Annotated in this window: 30 protein-coding genes and 1 other RNA gene; 22 read left to right on the top strand and 9 right to left on the bottom strand. The window is 54.3% G+C overall.

Annotated elements, in window-relative coordinates; all coding sequences use genetic code 11:
- Positions 1-15 precede the first annotated feature (15 nt).
- Both hisN and U1140_RS03490 read right to left on the bottom strand, forming a co-directional pair.
- Complete coding sequence (hisN, locus tag U1140_RS03495; RefSeq protein ID WP_369846094.1) at positions 16-825, bottom strand: histidinol-phosphatase; 810 nt, start codon at positions 823-825, stop codon at positions 16-18.
- Positions 818-1,795 (bottom strand): inositol monophosphatase family protein, encoded by a 978-nt coding sequence (locus U1140_RS03490; protein WP_369846093.1) that lies wholly within the window; start codon positions 1,793-1,795, stop codon positions 818-820. The genes hisN and U1140_RS03490 overlap by 8 nt, the downstream gene beginning before the upstream one ends.
- 70 nt (positions 1,796-1,865) lie before the next feature.
- Between U1140_RS03490 and prfB the strand changes: the two genes are divergently transcribed.
- The gene (gene prfB / locus U1140_RS03485) at positions 1,866-2,999 is read left to right on the top strand and encodes a peptide chain release factor 2 (RefSeq protein WP_369846091.1); all 1,134 of its coding nucleotides are present in this window, start codon (positions 1,866-1,868) and stop codon (positions 2,997-2,999) included.
- 46 nt (positions 3,000-3,045) lie between these two features.
- Here the strand turns inward: prfB and U1140_RS03480 are convergent, their stop codons facing one another.
- The gene (locus U1140_RS03480) at positions 3,046-4,719 is read right to left on the bottom strand and encodes an AbgT family transporter (protein ID WP_369846090.1); all 1,674 of its coding nucleotides are present in this window, start codon (positions 4,717-4,719) and stop codon (positions 3,046-3,048) included.
- A gap of 239 nt (positions 4,720-4,958) precedes the next feature.
- On the opposite strand from U1140_RS03480, the gene ftsE reads away from it, so the two are divergent.
- From ftsE to U1140_RS03460, 4 genes are all read left to right on the top strand, one after another.
- Positions 4,959-5,648 carry a cell division ATP-binding protein FtsE gene (gene ftsE / locus U1140_RS03475; RefSeq protein WP_369846089.1) on the top strand — a complete coding sequence of 230 codons (690 nt, stop codon included), beginning with the start codon at positions 4,959-4,961 and terminating at the stop codon, positions 5,646-5,648.
- Positions 5,649-5,684: 36 nt separating this feature from the next.
- Positions 5,685-6,587, top strand: coding sequence for a permease-like cell division protein FtsX (ftsX, locus tag U1140_RS03470; RefSeq protein WP_369846087.1), 903 nt, complete (start codon positions 5,685-5,687; stop codon positions 6,585-6,587).
- A gap of 61 nt (positions 6,588-6,648) precedes the next feature.
- Positions 6,649-7,158 (top strand): SsrA-binding protein SmpB, encoded by a 510-nt coding sequence (gene smpB, locus U1140_RS03465; protein ID WP_369846085.1) that lies wholly within the window; start codon positions 6,649-6,651, stop codon positions 7,156-7,158.
- Positions 7,159-7,254: 96 nt separating this feature from the next.
- Positions 7,255-9,162, top strand: coding sequence for an acyltransferase family protein (locus tag U1140_RS03460; protein WP_369846083.1), 1,908 nt, complete (start codon positions 7,255-7,257; stop codon positions 9,160-9,162).
- A gap of 21 nt (positions 9,163-9,183) precedes the next feature.
- Here the strand turns inward: U1140_RS03460 and U1140_RS03455 are convergent, their stop codons facing one another.
- Positions 9,184-10,128 (bottom strand): DUF4300 family protein, encoded by a 945-nt coding sequence (locus U1140_RS03455; protein WP_369846082.1) that lies wholly within the window; start codon positions 10,126-10,128, stop codon positions 9,184-9,186.
- A 127-nt stretch (positions 10,129-10,255) separates the two neighbouring features.
- Between U1140_RS03455 and ssrA the strand changes: the two genes are divergently transcribed.
- The 4 genes from ssrA (at position 10,256) to U1140_RS03435 (ending at position 13,494) form a co-directional block, all read left to right on the top strand.
- Positions 10,256-10,643: a transfer-messenger RNA gene (ssrA, locus tag U1140_RS03450) on the top strand.
- Positions 10,644-10,834: 191 nt separating this feature from the next.
- Complete coding sequence (locus tag U1140_RS03445; RefSeq protein WP_369846080.1) at positions 10,835-12,001, top strand: tyrosine-type recombinase/integrase; 1,167 nt, start codon at positions 10,835-10,837, stop codon at positions 11,999-12,001.
- Between the two features lie 106 nt (positions 12,002-12,107).
- Positions 12,108-13,034, top strand: coding sequence for a hypothetical protein (locus U1140_RS03440; protein WP_369846079.1), 927 nt, complete (start codon positions 12,108-12,110; stop codon positions 13,032-13,034).
- Entirely contained in the window at positions 13,027-13,494 is a 468-nt protein-coding gene (locus U1140_RS03435) for a Panacea domain-containing protein (RefSeq protein ID WP_249617518.1), read from the top strand. Before U1140_RS03440 ends, U1140_RS03435 begins: the two co-directional genes overlap by 8 nt.
- Positions 13,495-13,854: 360 nt before the next feature.
- Here U1140_RS03435 and U1140_RS03430 read toward each other — a convergent pair whose 3' ends face one another.
- On the bottom strand, positions 13,855-14,247 hold the full coding sequence (locus tag U1140_RS03430; RefSeq protein ID WP_369846077.1) for an ImmA/IrrE family metallo-endopeptidase: 393 nt from the start codon (positions 14,245-14,247) through the stop codon (positions 13,855-13,857).
- Positions 14,237-14,533: a hypothetical protein gene (locus U1140_RS03425; protein ID WP_284817893.1), complete on the bottom strand. Its 297-nt coding sequence runs from the start codon at positions 14,531-14,533 to the stop codon at positions 14,237-14,239. The genes U1140_RS03430 and U1140_RS03425 overlap by 11 nt, the downstream gene beginning before the upstream one ends.
- 269 nt (positions 14,534-14,802) lie before the next feature.
- Between U1140_RS03425 and U1140_RS03420 the strand changes: the two genes are divergently transcribed.
- Positions 14,803-15,033: a hypothetical protein gene (locus U1140_RS03420; protein WP_369846075.1), complete on the top strand. Its 231-nt coding sequence runs from the start codon at positions 14,803-14,805 to the stop codon at positions 15,031-15,033.
- A gap of 33 nt (positions 15,034-15,066) precedes the next feature.
- On the opposite strand, the gene U1140_RS03415 is transcribed toward U1140_RS03420, so the two are convergent.
- Positions 15,067-15,735 carry a hypothetical protein gene (locus U1140_RS03415; RefSeq protein WP_369846074.1) on the bottom strand — a complete coding sequence of 223 codons (669 nt, stop codon included), beginning with the start codon at positions 15,733-15,735 and terminating at the stop codon, positions 15,067-15,069.
- 44 nt (positions 15,736-15,779) lie between these two features.
- On the opposite strand from U1140_RS03415, the gene U1140_RS03410 reads away from it, so the two are divergent.
- Positions 15,780-15,953 (top strand): hypothetical protein, encoded by a 174-nt coding sequence (locus tag U1140_RS03410; protein ID WP_284873053.1) that lies wholly within the window; start codon positions 15,780-15,782, stop codon positions 15,951-15,953.
- Positions 15,954-16,167: 214 nt separating this feature from the next.
- On the opposite strand, the gene U1140_RS03405 is transcribed toward U1140_RS03410, so the two are convergent.
- Positions 16,168-16,617: a hypothetical protein gene (locus U1140_RS03405; protein WP_369846073.1), complete on the bottom strand. Its 450-nt coding sequence runs from the start codon at positions 16,615-16,617 to the stop codon at positions 16,168-16,170.
- A 113-nt stretch (positions 16,618-16,730) separates the two neighbouring features.
- On the opposite strand from U1140_RS03405, the gene U1140_RS03400 reads away from it, so the two are divergent.
- The gene (locus tag U1140_RS03400) at positions 16,731-16,907 is read left to right on the top strand and encodes a hypothetical protein (RefSeq protein WP_284817883.1); all 177 of its coding nucleotides are present in this window, start codon (positions 16,731-16,733) and stop codon (positions 16,905-16,907) included.
- Here U1140_RS03400 and U1140_RS03395 read toward each other — a convergent pair.
- Complete coding sequence (locus U1140_RS03395; protein ID WP_369846071.1) at positions 16,888-17,544, bottom strand: hypothetical protein; 657 nt, start codon at positions 17,542-17,544, stop codon at positions 16,888-16,890. The two genes, U1140_RS03400 and U1140_RS03395, sit on opposite strands and share 20 nt — an antisense overlap.
- Before the next feature lie 37 nt (positions 17,545-17,581).
- Between U1140_RS03395 and U1140_RS03390 the strand changes: the two genes are divergently transcribed.
- The 10 genes from U1140_RS03390 to U1140_RS03345 are packed head-to-tail and all read left to right on the top strand — an operon-like array spanning position 17,582 to position 21,892.
- On the top strand, positions 17,582-17,779 hold the full coding sequence (locus U1140_RS03390; protein WP_284596538.1) for a helix-turn-helix domain-containing protein: 198 nt from the start codon (positions 17,582-17,584) through the stop codon (positions 17,777-17,779).
- 31 nt (positions 17,780-17,810) lie between these two features.
- Positions 17,811-18,020: a helix-turn-helix domain-containing protein gene (locus U1140_RS03385; protein ID WP_369846069.1), complete on the top strand. Its 210-nt coding sequence runs from the start codon at positions 17,811-17,813 to the stop codon at positions 18,018-18,020.
- Between the two features lie 10 nt (positions 18,021-18,030).
- A complete protein-coding gene (locus U1140_RS03380; RefSeq protein WP_369846068.1) occupies positions 18,031-18,249 on the top strand; it encodes a hypothetical protein in 219 nt (72 codons plus the stop codon).
- On the top strand, positions 18,236-18,508 hold the full coding sequence (locus U1140_RS03375; RefSeq protein WP_369846066.1) for a hypothetical protein: 273 nt from the start codon (positions 18,236-18,238) through the stop codon (positions 18,506-18,508). The genes U1140_RS03380 and U1140_RS03375 overlap by 14 nt, the downstream gene beginning before the upstream one ends.
- Positions 18,492-18,818, top strand: a complete 327-nt coding sequence (locus tag U1140_RS03370; RefSeq protein WP_369846065.1) for a hypothetical protein — start codon at positions 18,492-18,494, stop codon at positions 18,816-18,818. The genes U1140_RS03375 and U1140_RS03370 overlap by 17 nt, the downstream gene beginning before the upstream one ends.
- On the top strand, positions 18,815-18,967 hold the full coding sequence (locus U1140_RS03365) for a hypothetical protein (protein WP_284814052.1): 153 nt from the start codon (positions 18,815-18,817) through the stop codon (positions 18,965-18,967). The genes U1140_RS03370 and U1140_RS03365 overlap by 4 nt, the downstream gene beginning before the upstream one ends.
- Before the next feature lie 8 nt (positions 18,968-18,975).
- Positions 18,976-19,752 carry a hypothetical protein gene (locus U1140_RS03360; RefSeq protein ID WP_369846064.1) on the top strand — a complete coding sequence of 259 codons (777 nt, stop codon included), beginning with the start codon at positions 18,976-18,978 and terminating at the stop codon, positions 19,750-19,752.
- On the top strand, positions 19,752-20,207 hold the full coding sequence (locus tag U1140_RS03355) for a hypothetical protein (protein ID WP_369846062.1): 456 nt from the start codon (positions 19,752-19,754) through the stop codon (positions 20,205-20,207). The genes U1140_RS03360 and U1140_RS03355 overlap by 1 nt, the downstream gene beginning before the upstream one ends.
- A gap of 52 nt (positions 20,208-20,259) precedes the next feature.
- Positions 20,260-21,612, top strand: coding sequence for a hypothetical protein (locus tag U1140_RS03350; protein ID WP_369846061.1), 1,353 nt, complete (start codon positions 20,260-20,262; stop codon positions 21,610-21,612).
- Positions 21,613-21,616: 4 nt separating this feature from the next.
- A complete protein-coding gene (locus tag U1140_RS03345) occupies positions 21,617-21,892 on the top strand; it encodes a hypothetical protein (RefSeq protein ID WP_369846060.1) in 276 nt (91 codons plus the stop codon).
- Positions 21,893-21,989 lie beyond the last annotated feature (97 nt).

Genomic DNA, 21,989 nt, shown 5'->3' with positions numbered 1-21,989 from the left:
TTAAACCGCGGAAAGTTATTCTCCGCGAGCTAAAAGGTCCAACACGGTCTCATGCAGGTGCCCATTTGTGGCCACGGCTGAACCGTCGTGTGGGCCTTTTGCGCCGTCTAGGCTGGTAAAAGCGCCGCCGGCCTCGCGGACAATAATATCGAGGGCAGCCAGATCCCACAGGGATACTTCTGGTTCTGCAGCAATATCCACAGCACCTTCGGCAACCAGGCAATAAGACCAGAAATCCCCGAAGCCGCGGAGCCGCCAGGTCTGCTCACTGAGTGCCAAGAAATTATCGAGCTGGCCGCGTTCCCTCCAACCTTCCAGGGAAGAAAACGACACTGAGGCATCAGCAATATCCGTGACCGCCGAAACCGACAACGGGTCAGGCTCGGAATCGAATACGCGACGGAATGCACCATGATCTTTCGCGGCATACCAACGCCGACCTAGCGCTGGGGCAGAAACCACGCCGACGACGGGCTCGCCGTCGACAAGCAAAGCAATCAAGGTAGCCCAGGCAGGCACACCACGGACATAGTTTTTGGTGCCATCGATGGGGTCGATGACCCACTGGCGCCCGGAAAATTGCGGAGTGCCGCCCATTTCTTCGCCCAAAATGGCATCATTGTGGCGCTCGCCACCGAGTTGTTCGCGCAGCATTTCTTCGCACGCTACGTCGGCATCGCTGACGGGAGTCATATCGGGTTTGGATTCGACTCGCAGGTCCGCGGACTGAAAACGATTCAGGGTGATGCCGTCGGCGCGATCGGCCAGTTCCAACGCGAGCGCGAGGTCTTCGGCATACAGCGAGTGGGGCGGGGGGTTAGTCATGGTTGCTGCCTTTCAGAATGTCGACGATCTCAGCGACGGTTTGTTTGTTTCCAGCGATGTGCCAGCGCACCCCACCTGCCATGTGGGTGGCGGTGGTTCCACCCGCGCCTTCGACCAGCGCTTTGCCTGGTAACCAATCCCATGCGGGAACGGAGTGCTGCATCCACGCATGCAGGGTGCCATCGGCAACTGAGGCGAGATCGACAGATCCAGCGCCGAGCATGCGCAAGGTAGCGGCCTGGGAAAGTACCGCGTGCCAGGCTGTGCGGGTGGATTCATCGGCCATGCAGGTCGGGTGCAGATAGGTGCCGACGCAGGCTTTGCCAAGTGGCCGGTCGTTGATCTTGGCGACGGCTTCGCCATCGCGGGTGGTAGGGAGCATAGAGCCGGATTCTGTGGCACCGCTAAACCAGGTGTATCCCATGGCAGGGCGGTGTACAGCAGCGGCGATGATCCGCTCGGGAGCGCCATCACCCGCGTGATCCGTAGCGTCGTCAGAAGCAGCATCACCAGTGCTGCCGTGGACGAGCGCGAGTGCTGAGCACCAGTAATCCGAACCGGAGGCGAAATTATAGGTGCCATCGACCGGATCGATCACCCAGGTGCGCCCCGATGTGCTGTGGGAGCGGGCACCTTCTTCGCCGACGATGCCATCTTCAGCGCGGATGCCTTCCAGTACCGTCGCGATGAAGCGCTCGGCTGCGCGATCAGCGTTGGTAACCACGTCGGAAATCGAGGTTTTTGTGCTCTGCTCCAGGCCCTTTTCGCGCAGCCGCCAGGCGATGCGCCCAGAGTTGAGAACCAGTGCCTGGGCTAGCTGCCCGTCGTCGTCGCCGACGTGGGCGACCATGAACGCTTTGGCAGTGGCATCGATGGCTTTATCGAGCTCGAGTTGAGCATCGTTGGTTTGGGGATCGTTGGTGCGTGAGTCGTCGGAAGCAGAATCTGCAGGCGAATTCATGGCAACCATTCTGCCTGAAATTCCTGTGCCTGAAAATCCGTTCGGTTCACACAGTGCGGATTGAGTAGGCTGGGTGGATATGCGATCGGATAAAGCTGCTGTAGTCAAAGAGCTCACCACCACGTTGGAGTCAATCGAGCAGGTAGCCGACCCCGAATTTTTACAGAGTAGGGTGCGTGAGCTCGAAGACCAAGCGGCTGATCCCAGCTTGTGGGATGATCCCAGCCATGCGCAGAAAGTCACCTCGGAGCTGTCTGCGAAACAGGCTAAGCTGCGCAAACTTTCGAGCTTGCGCCAGCGCCTCGATGATATTCCGGTGCTCTATGAGCTCGCTGACGAAGAAGCTGCCGACGGTGATGAGTCCGCGACAGCTGCCGCAGATGAGGAATTAGCAGCGCTGGCAGAAGCCATCCACGCCTTGGAGATCACCACTTTGTTGGCCGGTGAATACGACGAGCGTGAAGCCGTGATCAACATTCGCTCTGGCGCGGGTGGTGTGGATGCTGCCGACTGGGCGGAGATGCTGATGCGCATGTATATCCGCTGGGCAGAGCGCAAAGGGCACAAGGTTGAGATTTACGACGTGTCCTATGCCGAAGAAGCCGGTATTAAATCCGCGACGTTCGTTGTACACGGTCAATACATGTACGGCACGTTGTCCGTGGAGCAGGGAGCACACCGGTTGGTGCGAATCTCGCCGTTCGATAACCAGGCTCGACGCCAGACCTCGTTTGCAGAGATTGAGGTTTTGCCGGTGGTGGAACAGACTGACTCTATCGAAGTTCCGGACTCGGAAATTCGTACCGACGTGTACCGCTCCTCTGGTCCGGGTGGGCAGTCGGTGAACACCACCGATTCCGCGGTGCGGTTAACTCACGTGCCGACGGGGATTGTGGTGACCTGCCAGAACGAGAAGTCCCAGATCCAGAACAAAGCCTCTGCCATGCGAGTGCTGCAGGCGAAGCTGTTGGAACGCAAGCGGCAAGAAGAACGCGCCGAGCTGGATGCACTCGGCGCGGGCGGTAATGCATCGTGGGGCAACCAGATGCGCTCGTATGTATTGCACCCGTACCAAATGGTCAAAGACTTGCGCACCAACTTTGAGGTTGGTGACCCCGGCAAGGTGCTGGATGGCGATCTTGATGGATTTTTAGAGGCCGCCATTCGCTGGCGTATGTCGGATGCGGCACAGGAAGGCGCGGCTACCGATTAGAGTTGGTAACCGCGCCGGGCGCTGCGTTGGCAAACGCGCTGACGGATTAGCTAGCTGGGTATTCCATCGGGGAACCTGGGCCCAGTGGGATTCCTAGGAAATACCAGATCATGAAGAATGCAAACCAGCCGACGATCATAGAGATCGAATACGGCAGTGCCAGTGACATCAGCGTGCCGACGCCGGAGCGTTTGTAATAGCGCTGCAAGAAGGTTAGCGCCAGAGCGAAGTACGGCGACATCGGCGTAATGATATTTGTCGGACTATCACCGATACGGAACAGCATCTGCGTGACCTCAGGCGAGGTTCCGACATACATCAACATCGGCACGATTACCGGTGCCATCAGCGCCCATTGTGCAGAACCAGAGGTGATGAATAGGTTCAGCAGGGCGACGAGGGCGACTACTCCGGCAAACAACAAGATCGGTGGCAGATCTGCACGGTTGAGTAGTTCGGAACCGGTGATGGCCGTCCACACGCCAAGGTTGGACCATTCGAACCAAGCCAAGAATTGTGCCACGGCGAAAAACAGCACGATCATCGGCAGCATCGTCTTTAAACCAGCTGCCATGAATTCTGGAATATCCGCGGAGCTAGAAATCGACTTCGAGACCAGCCCGTAGACAATGCCGCACAGGAAGAATACGCCTGCAATTGGGACTGCGATCGAACGGATCAGTGGCGAATCCATCACTTCGCCGTCTGGTCCTGCCAATGGTGAACCAGGAATAAACAGCAGTGCGAAGTAGGCAGCCAGCATCACAAGCAAGGCGATACCGGTTGCGCGCAGGCCAGCTTTTTCTTCTGCCGCCAGCTTAAGCTGATCTTGTGCATCGCCTTGGTCATCGTCGTCATTGCCGCTGTCGTCATTGCCGCCACCAGCAGCATTATCAAAAGAGACCTGCGAGTAATCGATCTTGTCGTGATCCACTAGATCATGCGCACGCTTGTTAACGAACAGCTCGGTCACGGCCGTAATGATCAGTGCCAGAACCACCGCAGAAGGAATAACGAAGAAGATATTTGCCAGCGGGGAGACGTCATAGTTTTCGTCGACAAGCTGGGCGGCAGGGGTGGAAATGCTAGCCAGCAACAAGTCGGTGATATTGAGGATCAGCGAGGAGTTAAAGCCAGCAGAAGAGGCAGCGAACGCGACCATCGCGCCGACGATCGGGGAGCGTCCCAGAGCGTGGAATGACATCGCGCCCAGCGGAATCAGGATGACATAGACCGCATCCGAGGCGACAGATCCGGTTACACCGGCCAGTGCCAGGGTAAACGTCAGAACTTTGGGCCCGACTTTCGCCACCATTGAGCGCACCAGGGCGCTGAGCAGACCGGAATGCTCAGCGACTGCTACACCGAGCATGACCGTCAGAATCACGCCGAGCGGCGGGAAGCTGGTGAAGTTTTCCACCGCATCGGTGACCATGCGCTGGATGCCGTCGGCAGTCAGCAAGTTTTCGACCTCGACGGTCTCGCCAGAATCTGGTTGCGTCGCGCTCATGCCGATGGTGGAACCGATCCAACTCGTGATGGCTACCAGGCCTGCCAGTATCACGAACAACCAGAACGGATTGGGCAGTTTGTTACCAATCTTTTCGATCAGCCCAAGGAAACCACCGGCGGATTCACCAGCTTTTCCACCGGATTTTTTCTTCGAGTTCGTGCCCGCCTTCTTTTTGTCTTTTGTGTCTTGTGGCGCGGTTGTGTTCATGGTTTGTGGCCAATCTGTGGTTGGTCTTCTTGCCGATCACGCATTTTCCGTTTATTGGTGATCCGTCTCACGATATATTGGACACGTATAAATTGTCTAGGGTTCCATCAGCGGCTCATTCGGGGCCATCGAAATCACTGTCAACATCACTGGCAACACCACGGTCAATAACACTGTTGGAAATTTCGTAACCACGCTGACTAGACCTACCCATGATGGATGTGGCTAAAGTGGTAGTTGTGATCACTTTCGACAAGGTCTCCAAAGAATACCCGACGTCGACGCGTCCGGCGCTGGATGCGATCGACCTGCACATCGACAAAGGCGAATTCGTCTTCCTCATCGGCCCATCTGGTTCGGGTAAGTCGACGTTTTTGCAGTTAATGATCCGCGATACCAACGTGTCCAAAGGTGATATCCACTTTGCGGATTTCCACGTCAACAAGCTCAAAGGCGGCGAGGTGAACAAGCTGCGCCAGCGCATCGGCTATGTGTTCCAGGATTTCCGGCTGCTGAGCAAACTCAACGTCTATGACAATGTTGCTTTCGCGCTGGAAGTCATCGGTGAGCGCCCACAGCGCATCAAAAAGCGCACGATGGAAGCGCTCGAGATGGTCGGGTTGGATGCGAAAGCTAATCGCATGCCGAATGAGCTTTCCGGTGGTGAGCAGCAACGCGTGGCCATCGCCCGCGCATTCGTGAACCGGCCACTGCTTTTGCTTGCCGACGAACCTACCGGCAACCTGGATCCGCATACCGCCGATGAGATCATGACGCTGTTGCGCCAGATCAACGCGAAAGGAACCACCGTCGTCATGTCCACGCACAACGCGCGCACAGTCAACGACATGCGCCAGCGCGTCATCGAGATGAATCTCGGCAAGATTGTGCGCGATGAAGCACACGGTATTTACGGGGAATCACGCTAACGCTCGCGACTACGTGAGCAGGGGCAGGAGAAGAATATGAAGCTGAGTTTTGTGCTCAAAGAATCGCTCAAAGGCCTGGGGCGCAATTTCACCATGGCTTTCGCGTTGATCGTAACCACCGCGATTTCGCTGAGCCTAGTGACTGCCGGCGTGCTGGTCTCAATGATGACTGCGGACACGAAAGACATTTACCTCGAGCGTGTCGAGGTCATGGTGCAGCTGGACGGGGAGATCTCTGCTAGCGATGACGACTGCACCTCAGAACAGTGCAGCGAGGTTAAGCAGAAACTGGAATCCTCTGATGGGGTTGATTCGGTGATTTTCCGTTCCCAGCAACAATCTTACGAACGATTCGTGGAAGTCTTTGGTGAGACAGACCCCGTGCTGGTCGAAGAAACCTCACCGGATGCCCTACCTGCAGCGTTACACGTGCGTCTGACAGATCCGACTGACACCGCACCGTTGGATCCGATTCGTGACTTACCGCAGGTCGACGGGGTGATCGACCAGGTAGAAGACGTCCGCGGTGCGACGGACAACCTGGATACCATCCGGAATGCGACGTTCATCCTGGCTGTGGTGCAAGCCGTGGCTGCGATCTTCCTGATCGCGAACATGGTGCAAATCGCGGCGTTTAACCGTCGTGAAGAAATCGGCATCATGCGCATCGTCGGTGCTTCGCGCTGGTACACCCAAGCCCCGTTCGTCATCGAAGCGATGCTGGCAACGATGCTTGGTGCAATCGTCGCTGGTGCTGGTTTGTTTGCCGCCAAATTCACCATTGTGGATCCGTCACTGGCGGGGTTGTACGAGTCACAGCTCATCGCTCCGATCCGTACCCGTGATATCTGGGCGACGTTCCCGGCAGTTGCGGTCGCAGGCATGGTCTTTTCTGGGATCACGGCTTATATCACGCTGCGTTCGTACGTACGGAAGTAGAGCGCAGAAATGTAGCTCGAAAGCAAAGCTCAGTAATAAAGCTAGTAGGATTACAGCTGTTATGGCGAAAAAGGGAAACAAGGCGAAAAAGAACGCTGCGGCGGCCAATTCTGCGGTGCTGGCGACCAACCGCAAGGCGCGCCATGATTTCAAGATCCTCGATACCTACGAGGCCGGAATGGTGCTGGTAGGTACCGAGATTAAAGCCATGCGTGAAGGCAAAATTTCGCTTGTCGACGCCTTTGCCACCATCGACAAAAACGAGGTGTGGCTGCGAAACCTCCACATCCCGGAATATTCGATGGGGCATTGGACGAATCATTCGCCGAAACGCACCCGCAAATTGCTTCTGCATCGCCGCGAGATCGATAAGCTGATGGGACAGGTTCGTGATGGTTCCCGCACACTGGTCCCGCTGAAGGTGTATCTGAAAGACGGCAAAGCGAAATGTGAGATCGCGCTCGCGGAAGGTAAGTTGAACCGCGATAAGCGCGAGGACATCAAGCGCCGTGACATCAACCGGGAAGTCTCCCGTGAGCTGGGTCGTCGTGTGAAGGGCATCAACGTTTAGTATTTTTTCGTCGGTAGTGAGGTTTCCCGATGAATTGTTCTTTCTTAATGATGTGTTCTTCATTAACGGAGTACATGGCGCATAAGGCTGGAATTCATGTCTAAAACTCGTGCTCGATTGCGGCAAGTTGCCGGCCTCGATGGCTTGCGTGGGCTGGCTGTGGCGGCGGTGGTGGTCTACCACTTCTTTGGTGACGTATTACCAGGTGGCTACCTGGGCGTTGACATGTTCTTCGTGCTTTCGGGGTTTTTGATTACCTCGCTGCTGTTGCGGGAATATGACACCAGCGGAACCTTGAATCTCAAAGACTTTTGGGTGCGCCGCCTGCGCCGAATCATGCCGACGGCGGTCGTGGTGCTCGTGATCTGTACCGCGATCGTCGGCATCATCGGCGGTGATTTTGCGGTCAATATCCGGACGCAATTTTTGGGTTCGCTGTTTTTCGTAAGCAACTGGACCCAGATCGCTACTTCTGCCTCCTATTTTGCGGATAGTGAGGTGGAAGTTTTCGCGCATTATTGGTCTTTGGCGGTTGAAGAGCAGTTCTACCTACTGTGGCCGCTGGGACTGTTCGCGCTGCTTGCGGTGTGGGGAGCGCGCAAACGTTTGCATATCGCGTTGGCCTCGTTGCTGGCTGCGGTGGCTTCGGCTATCGCGATGGCCGTGATCTATGACCCGACGTCGGACCCGACTCGCGTGTACTACGGCACTGATACCCACGCATTTGGTCTGCTGATTGGTGCCGTGCTGGCGATGTTGATGACCACCAGCAAACCGGATCCGACGCGGGATTCATGGCCGGTATTAGAAATCACGCGGGCGCGTTTCTTGGCTGCCTTGATTGGTATGGCGGCCACGGCGGTCTACGTGCTGCAGCTGTTGTTCATGGCTGACGATGGCAATTTCCCCTACTGGGGTGGATTGTTTATCACCAGCCTGGCTGGTGCCGGCATGATTTACGCGGTGGTCTATGAGGTGCGCCCACTACGCTGGATTTTCGAATTCCCGTTGATGCGTTATCTCGGTCAACGCTCGTTCTCTATCTACCTGTGGCACTGGCCCGTGATCATGATTATCCGTGAGCTCGCGCCGGAAGAAGTCGTCGAAAATCATGCTGTTTGGCTTGGTGCGTTGGCTCTGGCTATTTCGTTGGGGCTTTCCGAGATGAGCTACCGCTGGATAGAAAACCCTTTCCGACGCAAGGGCTATGGCAAGGTCTTCACCACCATTTGGGCGCACCGACCACGGAAGTCTGCGTCGGTAGGAGCCGCTGCTACTTGGGTTGTCGGATTCGTGTTGGCAGTGGGCTCGGTCGGGGGAACTGCGTACGCAGTGGTAAATTCCTCTGCCAAAACTAACCTCGAACAAGACTTGGACGCATTGGCAGAACAAAACCGGCAGCAACGTCAGCAGATGCAAGAACAAGCCCATTCCGATGAATCCGCTGACGACGGTGATGCTAAAACCAAGGACACGGACGTCAAGGATCGGACCATGCCGACCGGTGACGAGATCACAGCGATCGGGGATTCGGTAATGCTCGCATCTTATGCAGCGTTGGATGAGGAATTCCCAGGCATCTATGTTGACGCCGATGTTTCTCGTGCTTGGGGTGTCGGCATTCAGATTGCCTCGTCCTTGGCATCGCAAGGGCTGCTGCGCGATACGGTAGTGCTCGGCTTCGGCACCAACAGCTCGGCGTTTCCTGGCGAAATTGATTCCATGATGGAGGTGCTCGGAGAGGAGCGCACAGTAGTCATGGTGTTGCCGTATGGGGATCGGTCGTGGATGCCGCACGCGCGTGAGCAGATTATTGAGGCAGCGCAGACCCACGACAACGTCTATATCTCTGACTGGTGCACCCACGCCATGCACACTCCTGGTGCACTGCGCGAGGACGGCATCCACCCGGATCCGATCGGTGCGACCGAATACGTCACCGCGATCAAATACGCACTGCAGCAATACGTCAACGGAGACAAAAACACAGACACGTTGTGTTAATTACTTTTCACGCTGTGTTAACTACTTGTTGGCAAACCGCATGCCCGCGATAACTTCGTCGTTATCGAAGATGACGGGACGACCGTACTCCAGGTCCGGCCCGTCGTCGTATTTCTGCATCAGATAATCATTAAGCTGCTGGAGATCGCGCACGGTGATGGCCTGATAGGGCATGTCGAAAGCGATTTTTTCGAGGAACAGGTAGCCGTCGTCAAGCGGTACTGCGACGCCGGTATGTCCGATGAATAAGGTGGCCGGATCGGTCAAGGTATCGTGTGAGAACATCGAGATCACCCGCGCGTTGGTGTCTGCAAAGTCGATGCCGCGCTCGTCGAAATGCGTGTGAATATCCGCGATGTGTTGGGCTGGATCCTGCTGGTTGGTCGTCGGGATGTTGCTATAGAACGCGGCGAATTTCCGGCGCTCTTGTTCATCCAGGATTTCGCCCGGGGCGTTGTTCAGAGATTCCTGGTCGATGAACAGCAAGGATTCGTTTGGGTTGTCCTGGTCATTCACTCTGAACAGCGAATCTGCCAGCGTGAAGGTGTTAATCCGGCAGTTGGTGCCCGCGTAATTTGCGTGGTGTTGTTGCCAGGCGGTGGTGAGCGCCGCGACGTCATAGTCCGGATCCTGTGTGCCATAGTCGGTGAATCCATCGCTGACCAGGCTGTCTGTGGGAACGGCTGTGTTGTATTCGTCGACCAGCTCGAAAAACCGCGTGATGCTCTGCTCTGGCACACCGGCATCGGCTAGTGCAGCGCGTGCGGTATCTTGCGATTGCTTGTCGACGAGGTTGCTGACCGTTATTCCGCGCAGAAGCTCGTGCGCGTCAGCGTCGGCGGTGGGGAACTGCCGCGAGGTGCTACTAGAAGAAGCCAACGGGTCTGCCGCCTCGTCGGGTTGTGTACACGCTGCCAAGAGCAGGCTCGTGGTTAACGCGGAGATGAGCAAGACTTTTGTTCGCATTGGTTCATGCTAACGGAATCCCGTTGTGCACTGCCCGCTGCTTACTGTGGGATTGCTGCTACCTGGGGTGAGATTGCTGCTACCTGGGGTTCGGTGTATGCTGAAGCGACAGGGTTTCCCTAACAGCGGGGTTGATTTGGTTTCGACTTCGTCTGTTGAGCCAGGGGAAGCGTGCCGGTGTAAGGTAACGGCCACCGTAAGCGGCGTTACAACTCAAATAAACGCAGAGAAGAACTCTCAGCGTGACTACGCCCTCGCTGCCTAATTAAATCGCAGCGACCGCGTGTCTGTCAGCCCAAGTTATGCTCTTGGCTTGGAACCTGGCATCGACTAAAGAGCTAGCCTGCTGGCTGAGTTATCAGGGCCAGTAGGGACACTCACTGATAACTGGGCCCATCTTCCGAGACGTGTTCGTGCGAGTCGGAGGGCCGAGCAAGGATCATCCGCGAACTGCGCACGGAGAAGCCCTGGCGATACAACGAAGGACCCGGGTTCAAGTCCCGGCAGCTCCACAATATGGGGGTAGCCCAGGTTAGCAATAACCTGGGCTTTTCTCATGCAATCACCACGTGTACTGCGGTTATGCTAACTGTGCAGTAGCGTGCATAGGCGTGCATGTGGGGGTGTTCATCTTCCATAAATATTCCATATATGCCATGATCTTCCACAAATCTTCCACGACAATTCCACGCCAGGAGACCCAACCATGGCCACCAAACGGAAATTTGGATCAATCGAACAACTACCCTCCGGCAAGTGGCGCGCCCGTTACGTCGGACCAGACGGCAGCGCACACAAGGCGCCAACCACATTCTTTGACTACGACGACGCAGCCGCCTGGCTCAAAGGCGAACGCAAACTCATCGAGTTCGACTCCTGGAGCCCACCAAAACAACGCGCGGAACAAAAACAGCAAGACACCGCTCCGGCATACACACTAGGCAGTTGGCTAGAACAATGGCTTGAAACCCAAAGCCACATCCTTAAGCCCTCCACAATGCAGGACTACCGCAAATCAGTCGGTAACCGAATCCTCAACACCACCGGACGCGCGGCAAAACTCAAAGCTGTGCCCCTCGAAGAACTATCCCGCCGCGACATTATCGACTGGTGGGACGCACTAGCCGCCAAATACGGCATACAGTCCACCAGCTACGCCGCATTCAGAAGACTCCACACAGCACTCGTCGCAGCCGTCGAACGCGAAATAATCCCCACCAACCCAGCAGCCAACATATCCGCAATCCAAAAACCAAAACCACACCGCAAAAAACTCCCAGACACCGACGTCATGAACGCCATCGTCAATGAAATGCCCGAACGCTACAAACTCATCACAATATTCACCCTTTTCCACGGCCTACGCATCGGCGAAGCCCTTGGCCTACGACGCTGCGACATCACCGACACCGGCACAACCATGACAATCCACATCCAAGGCACCGCCTGGCGCAAACACGGCGAAGGCATGGTCTACGACCCCAACCCCAAAACAGACGCCGGCCGCCGCGAAGTCCCCATCTTCACCCGCTTCCACAACACCATCCGTCATCACCTAGGCACCTACACAGGCACCGCCCCCACAGCCTGGGTCACCACCACACCCACCGGCCGCCTACTCATGGACACCACCTACCGAACCGCACAAAACAAGGCAAAAACCCGCGCCGGGTATGGTGATGTGCGCATTACGCCGCATTATGGGCGAGTGTGGTTGATTACGACGCTGGCGGAACAAGGTATGACCCCGGCTGCGATTGGTGAGATTCTGGGCCAGGTGGATCTCAAGACGATTACTGAGACGTATATGCGTGCAAGTCAGACGAAGACGAAAGAAATCTTTGGGCGTGTGGATTCTTTGCTTGGTGAATAGCGCCAGAAGTAGAGCTTTGATGGTGCAGAACTCAAAATCCAATTCTTAATTGATGAGAGGAACAGATGCTTAATCAACAGGCCTGTGTGCCAGGGTGGAATGCGGTATGAAAAGGCGGAATAAATTTTTTAGAAAGCCTGCTCAAAATAAGAACGAATTCCGGAAACCAAAAGAGACAAAGCGCCATAGTATTGAGGGTACTTTCCGTGTTTCGGGCATTATTTGTTCCGGGTTGTTACCGCCGGCGTTAGGCGAAGGACAATGGGCGTTCTCGTCATTGTTGCTGTTATTTATCGCTGCTGGTGTATTCGCGCCAAATCTCACGAATTTAATACTTCGGAATAAGGCGAATCCGTTGGATTATATGCGCCGATTTACATCGGCAGTGCCGGGGTTTATCCAGCCAATTTCGGACTATATCCAATCTGACATGCTCGACCATCATAAAGATGCACTGCTAAATGACCTGGTTGCATGCACATCGAGCGCATTGAGCGATGATGCCCGGATATGCGTTTATAAGTATGCGCTTATGGAAGAAGACAAAGAAGACGAAGATCGTGACCGGTTTGAGCTTATAAAGTGTCACGGCCGTCCTGGTGATGCACGAGAATACTTCGACAGGAATACCGAAGAGGGGAGGGCTCTGTTGGGGGCCGTTGTGGGCGAACGCCAAATAATCGTTGTCGAGGATGTCCAAGAAGAGCATAAAGACTTGGTTGCGATAAATCCGAATATACATAATGGGTATCAGTCGTTTGTTGTCATTCCAATTGAGAGCGCACGGGTAGGCGGTGAACAAGAGCGGAGACTTCGAGGGGTAATAACTATTGATTACCCGGAAAAACGGAAATTCTATACCTATGACCGTGAAATTTATTTAGGTATCGCCAAGGCGTTTGAGGTCGGATTTGCAACAATCCGAAAAGGAGGGCAAGATACGCAAGACGTAATGCCAGAGATTTATAGGCAGATTAAGAGTAGACTTGCGGCTGAACGCGACAGTCGGGATGGAGGTGGCAGTCATGCATAATACGACTATTCACGATGTTGCCGCCTATATTGTTCGCTATTTTGGGAAACCGATTTCTGCAATGAAACTGCAGAAATTGGCATATTTCTCGCAAGGTTGGTCGCTCGCATTGCTTGAAAAGCCGTTGTTCAACGCTGAATTTCAGGCCTGGCGCCATGGTCCAGTCAACCGCGACCTATTTTCGCGCCATAAGGGACAGTTTCATGTCTCGTCCTGGATCGGAGACCCGGAGAACTTGGGGGAACTCGAGAAACTTGTTGTTGACGGTGTGTTGACTAATTATGGTGCATTAAGCGGAACGGACCTTAGTGAATTGACCCATATGCCGGATTCGCCCTGGACATTCACCCGTGAACAAGCGGGCGTTCGGCCACGTGCGAGCTCCGATGTCGTTATCGATGAAGAGCTCATGAAGAAGCATTTCAGGCGTCAACTGGAAGAATCTTCAAAGATTGCGTGAATCTACGCATAGCTCTTGTTCTAACCCCGCTGTTTGTATGAACCCGCGGGTTGAACTCTTAGAAATTGCCTAAGAGTTCAACCTTTGTTCAGTTCTGCACCACCCTAAATTTTTAGGATCCCATTTCGTCTGCACATTGCTGCGTCCACCCGCTAGTTCCATCGGTAAAGAAGCTAGTGCCAAGCTGATGCAGTGCCGGGTCGCCACACTCACGGATTGCATCAAGATTGTAGTGATCTAATGCTCTACCGTGGGCGCTCTGACCTGGTTCCTTTCGGAGTTTCCGAACAACCTCACCACGGTCTAATTCCCCAGATTTCACCAAAACGCAAAAACCAGACCAACCATGCCCGTGCCGGGCTAGGTCAGCTGTCGCCGCTGCCGGGCTTCGACCCACACCTCAAGTAGGTGCTGGGTAACCTCCAACTCGTCAGCAACCGCGGGCAAACAATCACCATGCCACTGCGCGGCTAACGCAAACTCCACAGGCGAGATCAGTAACTTCGCCGCCCACCTATCCGCGCGCGCTTCCTGCCGCAGATTGAAAAACCCGTTATCGACCGGCACGTCACCGTAAACCGCGTGCGCTAGTTCATGTGCAAGCACGCTGCGGTATTGCTGGATTGACTGGCCGCGCCTGGTGCTTATCGTGCGACGTGCATGGTCGTACCAGCCTGGTGGCCCACCGGTGTGCCGCACAAGTTTTACCCCATGTGCTTCGGCGATGCGGTGTAGTTCTGGATTATTCACCATCGCCGCGTTGTGCATCCTCGTCCGGGCCGTTATACGCCACCGCCGTCAACGGCATTTCGGAAGTTCTTTCGCGCCGATCTGAAAGCTCGTCGACCGGAGTGGTGAATACATCTGTCTTTGCTCCGATCTTCATTCGGCGTAACACCTCGTAGGCAAGCGTTTCTTCGTCTACCTTACGGAGGGCATGAGACGGATCAATTGCGGTGGCCCACTTCTCATTGAGAAAGCCGGTATCAACTAACGCTCCAACGGGATGCAGGCCGTAAGCCTCCGCTATTGAAATCACGCTCTCCGCACTTATCTGGTTTCTTTCAAGCTGTCGCGCGAGGGTTCGCTGAACAATACCGGCGGTCTTCGCTGCAGCGTTCACTGTCGCATTATCAGTCGCGGTCTCAAACCAAGCTCTGTGATCCATGAGCGCAAGAGTACAGCTAGTTAGTCATTATGTCTAGTTAATTACCTGCGGTTATGTCTTGAATGAGGATTATGTTTGACAAAATGGCTTAGTTATAGCCATACTGTCTAACAGTTGACCAAAAAGTCTAGGAGATCAGCATGATTCAGCTAAACCCAGAAGTTCTTGACCGAGCGAAAAAGATTACGGGATCGCGCAGTGATGAACAGCTCGGACAGGCATTTCTCAATCGAACTGGAAGCACAATCCGAAATTATCGCGCCGGGAAGTCAGTTCCGGACATCGTGACGCTTCTCAAACTTAAAGAAATTACGGGTACAGCCCTTGACCAAATGTTCTTCAGTGAAGAAAACGGCAAGACCGCCGCCTAGGGGAGGGAGGACTAATGGAAACCATCACCATGATTACGGCTGGTTTTTCTTTGGCAATATCAGCTTATTGCGTACACCTTCTGACCAAGATAAAGAATCAACAGGAGACCCAACAGGCCAGCCAGGCAAATTCTTCGCAGAATAAGACCGAGGCGAAAACGATTTCCACACACCCATGGGGCGACGGCCCTTATGCAATCCACGAAAAACGCGTGCCATGGGTTTCCAACGCCATCGTTGAAGTTCTTGATCCAGATTCATGCGTACTGCTTGATAGCGAAGCCCCTTACGTTTGCCTAGAGTCTCCGGAACTGGCCATGCAACATGCAAAAACACATCGTCCAGGCTTATACGCTCTAGCTCTAAACGAACAACAGCAGTGTGTTCTCCAGGAGCTAGACCATACACAGGATCCAAGTGCCAATAGTGATCCCCCGCCACGATTGAGCACCAAAGCTTCGGAATTGTAGCTATGCCCATATTGGTTAACTGCACAGCCACAACCACATTGTCGTTGACTACTTCACCGGCATTGTCGTTCACCAATTCACCGGTTTTTTGAAATTCGATTCCTAAGCTTCGACCAATCTCGGAATCTCTGGCATGAGCCAGCTGCGCTCTAGCCAACCAGACGGTGATGGGAGCAAAGCTCAAAGCGACAAGCGAAATGAGCAGGTCGTAATCCAGGGAAGAGAAATCCATGACCGGAAATTCTACAAACTTCATCGACCAAAAGAGAGAGAACTATGAGTGAAAGCAAAGACACCGGGGCAACGGCCTTTGGAATATGGATTTACCGTTACCGAATCTCCGGTGAAGAAAGAATCGCAATGCACTTCCCGGAAAAGATTCACTGCTTCGATCTAAGCCGCGAAGAAATCAAAGAATTCCAACAAACCCTATCGAGAATAGCGAGCTAGCTCTCTTGCGGACTCCTGAATCTTGCGTGCAAGTTCCTGGTAGTTGCCATCACCATACTCAATGCGTCTAGCGGTGGAGATTATTTCTTCGCAAATGGTTCTTTGAGTTCTTGAAGTCCAACAACCATCACGGAGTTCCACAATCATTACCTTTTCTCGGCACAGTTCACGACAGCATCCAGAATACCCGCCCGTCATCAAACCACAGATAGGACTAATCATCATGGGATGGATTAGGAAAAACGATGTCCTCAAACGGATTGACCCTGCGAGCCTGAAGCCTAAGCTGCTGTGCGCGCTCCAGACTCAACACAAGCTCGTTATCAGCACCGATAACGATACAGCCGTCAGTTTCCTTCATGACTTTCAAAAGCTGGTCGACGAGTACTTCATCAGCGGCAACGGGCTCATCGACAAAAAGCGGTTTAAGCCAGAGCTGGAGGCCGCCATCAACGATCTTTGTGCCGTCGCGGGCGGTGACCTCGGGAACGAAGAGTGCAGCATCAACTTCGAGGTAACCCCCACTCTCTCCGTCTGCACCACAGAGGGAGATAAACATCCCTTCGCGCAAACCCTGCTGCGCGGCTTCAAAAACACTGGCTACCGAAACGTCGTCTAGCTCAAAGTAAAGATCAAAAAATGGCTGTAAATGCAAGTACCCCATAACCAAAAATTACCAGGTTGTCGGATTACTGCCTGCGCATTCCAAGAACTAATCACATGAAACATCACAGAGAACTCAATAGCGATAAATCACGTGGAAACCAAGGAGAAACAATGCCACGCTCATTCATTCCCGAAGACATCACCCGAGCAGAACTCCTGGCAGTGGTCTGGACTCTAGACAACGTCTACGACGAGATCATGCATGGTGAAATTTCCGCACGGGCGGTCTACCTCGCCAGGGAAGAAGCTTTGGAAAAAGCCATGAAATTTAACCCACCAGAGACCTAAGGACTTCCGCCATCGGCAAGCCCGGAAGCTGATTTGCAAGCCAGGGAAAAACGAATCTGTCGAGAATCTTGCGCCAGATATCGGACTTCTTGCTTTGCATAGCAACCATCGCGAGATTCCCAAGCAGACGCTGCAAAGCATCGTCCAGCCGAACATCTCCATAAATGGCATAGGAATCAATGATGGTTACAAGATTTTCGACAAGCGTCCGTGTGGACAGCTTAACCGTGGATGGGAGAGTCTCGTCATCGTCCAGGGCTTGCTTAACCCGATCGAGATAAGCCTTAAGGTCGTCGAACTTCTCTTCATCTGCGTGCAAGCAGTAGCTATCAATTGGATCAATCAGCATATCGAGTGCATCAAGATCTGTGACGCTGATTAATGTGTTCGAGCTAATACTCCAGCCATCAGGGTATGCAAAAAGAAACCGTGACCAGACAGGGAAATACTTCCTAAACGACTGCACGCGTTTGCCGTCTTTTTCCATCACCGACAACAGCTTTTCGACGTCGTTGAGGTGCCCAACCATGATGCGGTGGCGTTGCAACGACCTTGTGTCCTTGCGTAAAGAACTCGCGGATTGGTCTTTGCGCCACTCATTGAACTGATTGAAAAGAATCTCTGCCGGGTTAGCCATGTGATTTATCTAAGCACACCAACGAAAGGAAATGCCCATGTCCACCAACATCAACAGCCCCTACATGTCAGTAGCTGAAGCCACTGAATACCTGCGAGTATCCGCAGACACATTACGCCGCTGGGCACGCGAAGGCCGACTCAAACGTGTACGCCTAACCCGCCGCAAACTTCTCTACCTGCGCTCCGAAATCGAAGCGCTGGCAACAGACAACATCTACGACCTAAGCCACTGACCCACATATCTGACGAAAGGAGAACCACAGCATGAATGCCCGTGCAGCAAGCTTCGCGTACAGCGTCGAAGACATCGCAGAAATATTCGGAGTTTCCAAAATGACCATCTACCGCAGAACCGAAGCCGGTGAACTTGACTACCTCGGCCCCTGGAAAATTGGCCGCTCGGTTCGATTCTCCAGCAAATGCGTTGACGCATTCCTCGACCAATTCGACACCACAAATTCAGTCAAAAAATAGGACAAAGCCCATGACAGACCTCATTATCGCAGCATTCCTCGCACTACTTGTAGCGCTCGTCATCGTCGTCTCCTGGCTAATCCAGCTGCAGACCACCCTCTCGGCAATCACCGAAGCACACAACGCAATGGAAGAAGACCTCACAGACGTCGAATCCGCACTATTCGGACATGGCGCCCAAAGCAAAAAGCACGCAACACAGGTAGGAGATGATCATGCAGCTGCCTAATTACCATCGCCGCAGTGACGGCAAGATTGTCTACACCCAGGCGCCGAAAAAGATTGACAACGCAGCCGACGACTTCCATGCGCAAATTAAGCAGGCGCTCAAAGAAGACGGCATTGACACGTTCACCGTCGCCGAACATCTGAATTACCTCATTGCCGTCGTCCAGGACATCACCAACATAACTTTGCTGCGGTTGCTCCAAGATTGGGACGAACTGATGCGTGAGCACGAAAGGATACGTAATGAGCTCCGCTCATAACTGCCGGGAGTGCGGGAAACGCATTCGGTGGATACTGAACAAATACGGCAACTGGATCCAGTTCGAGCCCGCCGACGATGTAACCGGAAACCATATCGTCGAAAAGCATGCAGATGCCAAGACCGGAATCATGAACAACGTAGCGGTGCCCATACATCCAGATAAAGCCGAACAGGCCAGGCAACAGGGCTACACCACATGGCGTATCCATGATCAATCCAAATGCCGACCATATCCACGCAAGCTACCGGCAGCCGCACTCCGCCTATGTGAACAGCTCGGCATCGATACCGAGCGCTACACAGCATGAGCCAGCTATCCGATGCGCAGCGATGGTGGGAGGACCTGCCGGAGCGGAGAAAGATCCAACTCTGGCAATGGATTGTCGCTCCAGGCGATTCACACATTGTGCTGCCAGGCCAGCTCTCACTACTAGAAGATAACGAAGAAAACGATTAGGACGAACCATGAGCACAAAGCACAGATCAAAAGTCGTTGCCTACGCCGTTGAATTTCAACGCGCAGTCAAAGCTGCGATTGCCATCGCAGGCAAAGAACCAAACGATATTATCCAGTTCCGTTTTGATCTCTCCGATCAATGGATGTCAGTGTGTGCGCGCAATGAAGATGACCAGATTTTCCTCGCCGCCGATGTCGGAATTAGTTACCTGGATCTGGATTATGAGCGCGATGCCGTTGTCGAGGTTTCCGTTGCTAGCGCACGGGTCTTTTCCGCAATGGCGATGAAACCTTCCGACTCGGAAGACGACCCACTTGTTGGCTTGTTCATTAGCGATGACACCATCGTGCGCACTGACGAGTCAGGCCTGGGGCTGAACTTGCGCCGAGCCCAGGTGCACCGAGCGAACCACCCTGCCCAAGGTACTGCCATTGGAGATGTAGCAGGTGTAGTAGACCGGTGGGACGAGCGCACGAGCATTGAAAACGGCGGTGTGTTGCTTTCACCACGCCAGATCAAGCGTGTGGGCGCGGTAGCAGCAGCCATGGAAGAACCGCTAACCGTGACAGGCGTTGTTGAAGACCAGGACAACAAGGTGGGGTGGGTTGCCGCTGACGGGAAAATGGTGCGATTGCGTGCCGTCGCTGCGAAAACACCTGCCGGTGAAATGCCTACAGAAGACACCCCCGGCCTCCAGCATGACTCGTTTGAAGATGATTATGTAGCTGCCGTGAAATCGTCAGGTTCCCACGTGGTTCAGGCGCGTCCGTTGAGGTCTGTGTAATGGCCTGGATAGCGAGAGATGATGATCAAATTGGTGTTTGCCAGCAACGGGGCTATCGTCGCAATAACCTTTGGGAGGGCAGGCGCGCTACCGAAACCGAGGATGACGTTGCCGAACGCCACCGCCTAGCCAAGATTCTGTGCCACCGTTGCCCACTGCTCGATGTGTGTGAGCGTGCGCTCTACGACATGGAGCGCCAGGGCTTGCGTGTCGACGGGGTGATGGCTGGACGCTATAGCGATGTCTGGACCATGGCGAATAAAGCCCATGGAGAATACCAGCACTATTGCCGTGGTTGTGGGGAAAAAATGGTGCGAGCCGCCAGAACTCCGAAACCGGGACAGCTGGCACATTGCGGCCAAGGCTTATGCAGTGAGTGCTATCCCGCTTTGGCGCGCAAACAAAACCCCACCAAGCGCGCCCCCGCGACGTCATCGAATCACCCGCACCGCTAGCAAACGACCGAAATACGAACACTACCTTCACCAGAAAATCTAGGAGTCTGTCATGGCTTGGCTGCGAATCGATGACAGTGCGCTAACGCATCCGAAGCTCTTCGAATTGCTCGAAGCCTGCGACGGTGACCATGCCCTACGCAATGAAGCGTGGGGCTTTTTAGTTCTCGCATCGTCTGTCTCTGCACAACACTTAACTGACTATGTTGTATCCACTGGATTGCTGGCAACCATTGCCCCCGGACGGCACCAGTACATGATCGACCTGCTTACCCACGCCGGGCTCATGGAGCCAGTCGAATGCGATGGGCGCAAACAGCACATGATCGTCACCGATGAGCAACTGCTGCACATGCGAAAGAAAGCTGAAGTCGAAATTGACCGTGCCCGTAAGCGAGATTCCCGCAATCCAGAAGTCACGATTGCTGCGCGTGTCCGAGATGGAGATGTGTGTCGGTGGTGTGGCAAGACCGTGAGCTTCTCAGATCGTCGCTCTGCCCGCGGTGGCACCATCGATTCGTTGAACGGACATGAAGATTCCACCGTCGATACTGTTGTGGTGGCTTGCCGTGGGTGTAACTCCATCCGGAAAGAACAAAACAAGTCAACCAGTGATTGGCAGCCGTTGCCTGTTCCTAGCCGGGAAGAGGTCTACTACGAGGACTCAACCATTGAGCACATCAACGGAAATTCGTGGGCACAATCGCAGGGGATAAAGCTCACCCCGAAACAAACCGAGATTAGCTTCGATGACCCCACCCCGGAGCGGAAAAAGCCCCACCCGCAGCAGGCAGCCAAGCAGCGCCTGGAGCGAGCGCCTAGTCCACCGAAGTCGCCCCCATCGGCGCCGTCTGCGGCGCCAGTCGATTGCGCGCCACCGATAGCTGAACCGAGCACAAGACAGGAGACAGATGCAGTTGATGATGCCGCACGTCTACGTCGTGAGTTCCGCGAAGAACAACGACGCCGTGCAGAATCGCGCCAGAAACAACAGCAAGCTCCAGATGTCGGCCACAGTGATTGTGGGGCACCTGCATCGGTACCAGATGATCAAGCCCCGGCGTGGCTATATGCCAGCTCTGCAGAGCTCTTCGGGCACAAAACATCGCATAATCAGCAAGAGAGTACGGCTATAACGCAACAATCTCAAGGCAAAAAACAGCCACGATCAGGCATTATAACGGAAAGGTCACAGCAAGGTAACAGAACGATATTTTCTAATCCATTTTCTGTCCGCGGATCAGAACCGGAGGGTGACGTCCAGGAAATGTCCGGGACGGGACGGGCCGGGTCGGGTCGGGTCGGTACGGGTAGGAACGGTACGGGTGGGTCTGGGCCTGGCAGGCTCTGGTCTGGTCTTGCCAGTTCTCTTCGATCTCTTAAGGGTTCTGGAAGGAAGGACTGATTCTGTGATGGAAGATCAATTGCTCTCTATGTTGGGCAGGGCTCTGCATGATCTAGAACGGCATGCCCCGGGCTTAGATGATTTGTTGGTTCCTAGCCGAGGTGCTGGGGGTTCTACTGGGCGTGGTGGTTCGCGTCGTGGGTCTAAGCCGCCGCTGTCTATTTCCATGCTCGATGTGAAACTTGAGACCCAGGGGGTGCTTGACCGGTGGGTGGCTCAGGTGCTTCATGCCCACCCTGGTTTGTCTGGCCCGGGGGCGGGGTCTATATCCCGGGCGTGAAGTGTACTGGGTTTTGTTCCTAGGCATTTACCTTATTTTCCATTATTTCCCAGGACTCATCTTGTTCCCAAAACCCGACTTCAACCTCGACCGGGGT

Origin of the sequence: Corynebacterium drakensteinense (assembly GCF_041224285.1) — a bacterium.
In the GTDB taxonomy this organism is placed as follows: Bacteria; Actinomycetota; Actinomycetes; order Mycobacteriales; family Mycobacteriaceae; genus Corynebacterium.
This window is presented reverse-complemented; position numbering and strand designations above follow the sequence as displayed.

Excerpts from the sequence above, each read along its gene's own strand:
- U1140_RS03490 (WP_369846093.1), bottom strand. The coding sequence starts at position 1,795 with ATGGTTGCCATGAATTCGCCTGCAGATTCTGCTTCCGACGACTCACGC.
- U1140_RS03390 (WP_284596538.1), top strand. The coding sequence starts at position 17,582 with ATGTCCACCAACATCAACAGCCCCTACATGTCAGTAGCTGAAGCCACT.
- U1140_RS03445 (WP_369846080.1), top strand. The coding sequence starts at position 10,835 with ATGGCCACCAAACGGAAATTTGGATCAATCGAACAACTACCCTCCGGC.
- U1140_RS03395 (WP_369846071.1), bottom strand. The coding sequence starts at position 17,544 with ATGGCTAACCCGGCAGAGATTCTTTTCAATCAGTTCAATGAGTGGCGC.
- ftsX (WP_369846087.1), top strand. The coding sequence starts at position 5,685 with ATGAAGCTGAGTTTTGTGCTCAAAGAATCGCTCAAAGGCCTGGGGCGC.
- U1140_RS03455 (WP_369846082.1), bottom strand. The coding sequence starts at position 10,128 with ATGCGAACAAAAGTCTTGCTCATCTCCGCGTTAACCACGAGCCTGCTC.
- U1140_RS03370 (WP_369846065.1), top strand. The coding sequence starts at position 18,492 with ATGAGCTCCGCTCATAACTGCCGGGAGTGCGGGAAACGCATTCGGTGG.
- U1140_RS03405 (WP_369846073.1), bottom strand. The coding sequence starts at position 16,617 with ATGGGGTACTTGCATTTACAGCCATTTTTTGATCTTTACTTTGAGCTA.
- U1140_RS03415 (WP_369846074.1), bottom strand. The coding sequence starts at position 15,735 with ATGGATTTCTCTTCCCTGGATTACGACCTGCTCATTTCGCTTGTCGCT.
- U1140_RS03420 (WP_369846075.1), top strand. The coding sequence starts at position 14,803 with ATGATTCAGCTAAACCCAGAAGTTCTTGACCGAGCGAAAAAGATTACG.
- U1140_RS03375 (WP_369846066.1), top strand. The coding sequence starts at position 18,236 with ATGCAGCTGCCTAATTACCATCGCCGCAGTGACGGCAAGATTGTCTAC.
- hisN (WP_369846094.1), bottom strand. The coding sequence starts at position 825 with ATGACTAACCCCCCGCCCCACTCGCTGTATGCCGAAGACCTCGCGCTC.
- U1140_RS03410 (WP_284873053.1), top strand. The coding sequence starts at position 15,780 with ATGAGTGAAAGCAAAGACACCGGGGCAACGGCCTTTGGAATATGGATT.
- U1140_RS03380 (WP_369846068.1), top strand. The coding sequence starts at position 18,031 with ATGACAGACCTCATTATCGCAGCATTCCTCGCACTACTTGTAGCGCTC.
- U1140_RS03435 (WP_249617518.1), top strand. The coding sequence starts at position 13,027 with ATGCATAATACGACTATTCACGATGTTGCCGCCTATATTGTTCGCTAT.
- U1140_RS03360 (WP_369846064.1), top strand. The coding sequence starts at position 18,976 with ATGAGCACAAAGCACAGATCAAAAGTCGTTGCCTACGCCGTTGAATTT.
- U1140_RS03350 (WP_369846061.1), top strand. The coding sequence starts at position 20,260 with ATGGCTTGGCTGCGAATCGATGACAGTGCGCTAACGCATCCGAAGCTC.
- U1140_RS03460 (WP_369846083.1), top strand. The coding sequence starts at position 7,255 with ATGTCTAAAACTCGTGCTCGATTGCGGCAAGTTGCCGGCCTCGATGGC.
- prfB (WP_369846091.1), top strand. The coding sequence starts at position 1,866 with ATGCGATCGGATAAAGCTGCTGTAGTCAAAGAGCTCACCACCACGTTG.
- U1140_RS03385 (WP_369846069.1), top strand. The coding sequence starts at position 17,811 with ATGAATGCCCGTGCAGCAAGCTTCGCGTACAGCGTCGAAGACATCGCA.
- U1140_RS03430 (WP_369846077.1), bottom strand. The coding sequence starts at position 14,247 with ATGGTGAATAATCCAGAACTACACCGCATCGCCGAAGCACATGGGGTA.
- U1140_RS03440 (WP_369846079.1), top strand. The coding sequence starts at position 12,108 with ATGAAAAGGCGGAATAAATTTTTTAGAAAGCCTGCTCAAAATAAGAAC.
- U1140_RS03400 (WP_284817883.1), top strand. The coding sequence starts at position 16,731 with ATGCCACGCTCATTCATTCCCGAAGACATCACCCGAGCAGAACTCCTG.
- U1140_RS03365 (WP_284814052.1), top strand. The coding sequence starts at position 18,815 with ATGAGCCAGCTATCCGATGCGCAGCGATGGTGGGAGGACCTGCCGGAG.
- U1140_RS03355 (WP_369846062.1), top strand. The coding sequence starts at position 19,752 with ATGGCCTGGATAGCGAGAGATGATGATCAAATTGGTGTTTGCCAGCAA.
- smpB (WP_369846085.1), top strand. The coding sequence starts at position 6,649 with ATGGCGAAAAAGGGAAACAAGGCGAAAAAGAACGCTGCGGCGGCCAAT.
- U1140_RS03480 (WP_369846090.1), bottom strand. The coding sequence starts at position 4,719 with ATGAACACAACCGCGCCACAAGACACAAAAGACAAAAAGAAGGCGGGC.